The 2,501-nt window shown below is 38.4% G+C and carries 4 protein-coding genes; all 4 read left to right on the plus strand.

From position 1 onward, the window contains the following. On the plus strand, window positions 1–316 hold a 316-nt coding region (locus tag AC6F75_RS09260; RefSeq protein WP_500714724.1), incomplete at its 5' end, for a Maf family protein. Between the two features lie 31 nt (window positions 317–347). Continuing rightward, window positions 348–1,223: a septum formation inhibitor Maf gene (locus AC6F75_RS09265; protein WP_500714725.1), complete on the plus strand. Its 876-nt coding sequence runs from the start codon at window positions 348–350 to the stop codon at window positions 1,221–1,223. A gap of 7 nt (window positions 1,224–1,230) precedes the next feature. Continuing rightward, complete coding sequence (locus AC6F75_RS09270; protein ID WP_500714726.1) at window positions 1,231–1,800, plus strand: mechanosensitive ion channel domain-containing protein; 570 nt, start codon at window positions 1,231–1,233, stop codon at window positions 1,798–1,800. Between the two features lie 9 nt (window positions 1,801–1,809). Next, the coding region (locus AC6F75_RS09275) for a PIG-L family deacetylase (RefSeq protein WP_500714727.1) at window positions 1,810–2,501 on the plus strand (692 nt) is incomplete at its 3' end.

Here is a 2,501-nt window from a genome sequence, read left to right on the forward strand (position 1 = left end):
TGCCGAAGATGCTTTTAAAATGCTACAAACCTTATCAGATAGTTGTCACGAAGTCATTTCGTCTGTTTGTTTTACTTCCGCAGAAAGGCAAATCGTGGTGAGTGATATTGCCAAAGTGTACTTTAAAAAATTAAGTGAAGCTGAAATTCACTTTTATATTGAAAACTACAAGCCGTTTGACAAAGCAGGTGCTTATGGCATTCAGGAATGGATTGGTGCTATTGGGGTAACAAAAATCGAAGGTTCATACAACACGGTGATGGGACTTCCCACACATGTTGTTTACAAAACGTTAATGGAATTTGCTGCTCGCTGAAATTATAGTATTTTTAGCTAAATTTTTCAAAATGGTTTTTCGATTCAGCTTTATTTTATTGGGTTTTCTATTCATTCTAACAGGTTGTCAAGATTCGTTTCAAACCAATGAAGCCGAAAAAAGAGAACTGACTGACAACTTCAAAGACTACTGGTTTGACGGTCAATCCGAAATTACATCTTACACGCTTCAGCAGGAACGCTATGGCGAAATGAGGGAAGGCACAGCCGTACTCATTTATGTAACCGAAGACTTCCTGCCCGGTGCCCAGGTAAAAGCAAACCACTCCTCGGAAACCAATACAACCGTATTAAAACTCAATAAAACCAAAAACTACCTCACTGGAATTTACCCATACTCCATAATGAATAGTGTGTTCTATCCTATAGAAACAAAAAATCATGCACTAAAAGTTTCCACTTCGGTTCAGGAGTGGTGTGGTCATACTTACACACAACTCAACAACCGAAAGGATTTTGAAATCAGGTCGCATTCTTATTTTGAAGGTGAGGCAGATCAAATTTTATCTTTGGATAAAATCTACCTGGAAGATGAAATTTGGACACAGTTAAGAATCAATCCCGAAGAATTGCCCGTTGGGAATATTGAAATGATTCCATCCTTTGAGTTTGCAAGGTTAAGACATAAGAAAATAAAACCTTATTATGTTCAAGCAACCCTAAGATTGATAGATGGCATACAGGTTTACAGCCTTCTATACCACGAGTTAGACCGAACTTTAACCATTCAGTTTGAACCTGTTTCTCCTTTTAAAATCATTGGCTGGGAAGAAACCATTGGTGATTTTACTTCAAAAGCATCAATAGACAAACAAATAAAGTCTGACTACTGGACAAAAAATAAAAACGAGCACCTCCATTTAAGGGATTCATTGAACTTAAACTAAACAAACTATGGAAGCTGAAATATTATTTCCAAAAATCATTTATTCGATAGTAAGTATCATCGTTATTCTTGTTTTCAGAAATGTCGTGGTGAGCCTCACAAAAAGATATGCCCGTAGTCACGAAAAAGTACAGCGACGCACCAATCTGGTGATTAAATATTTTGATTTTGCCTTTGTATTTATATTCGTGCTTTGGAATATCCTGATCTGGGGTGTTAATTTTAATGATGTGGGGCTGGTGTTCTCTTCAGTGTTTGCGGTTATTGGAGTAGCTATGTTTGCACAATGGTCCATCCTAAGCAACATTACCAGTGGTGTGGTGATGTTTTTTACGTTTCCATATAAAATTGGTGACAAAATAAAAATTCACGACAAGGATTTTATCACAGAACCTCTTGTAATTGAGGATATAAGAACCTTCCAAACCATACTTAGAAGTGAAAATGGCGAACTGCTTTCCTATCCCAACAGTTTGTTGTTGCAAAAAGGAATCACCATGGTTTCGGCCAGTCACATACATCACGAAACCCACCTTGAAAACAAAGAAGAAAAAAACCTAACACAAACCCACGATTAAACTAAAATTATGCAAAAAACCCTACTTGCGTTATTCTTTAGCTTTTTATTTTTTTTCCCGGCATTTGGCCAAAAACCCCACAAACCCACAACTTCTGAAATTTATGAATCCATCAGGAAACTAAATTTCCTGGGTTCTGTATTATATATTGCCGCACATCCTGACGATGAAAATACAAGGCTTATTTCACACTTGTCAAACGAGGTAAAAGCACGAACTGCCTATCTTTCAATCACACGCGGCGATGGCGGTCAAAACCTGATTGGCAGTGAACTGGGTGCTTTACTTGGAATCATCAGAACCCACGAACTTGAAGAAGCCCGAAAAATAGATGGTGGCGAGCAATTGTTTACCCGTGCCATAGATTTTGGATTTTCAAAACAACCCGATGAAACCTTTTCCATTTGGGGTAAAAATGAAATTTTAAGCGATGTGGTTTTGGCTATCCGAAAATTTCAGCCGGACATTATCATCAACCGATTCAACCACAGAACCCCGGGTACTACTCACGGTCACCATACTGCAGCAGCTATTTTGGGGTTGGAAGCTTTTGAACTGTCAGCCGATAAAACTGCTTTTCCGGAGCAGTTAAATCACTACAGCCCCTGGCAACCCAATCGCATTTTTTTCAACACCTCCTGGTGGTTTTACGGAAGTCAGGAAGCTTTTGAAAAAGCCGATAAAAGCAATCTGGTGCAATT

The organism is Planktosalinus sp. (assembly GCF_059864935.1).

What these genes read in the sequence shown, in the direction of transcription:
- AC6F75_RS09270 (WP_500714726.1), top strand. Translation starts at nt 1,231, where the DNA reads ATGGAAGCTGAAATATTATTTCCAAAAATCATTTATTCGATAGTAAGT.
- AC6F75_RS09265 (WP_500714725.1), top strand. Translation starts at nt 348, where the DNA reads ATGGTTTTTCGATTCAGCTTTATTTTATTGGGTTTTCTATTCATTCTA.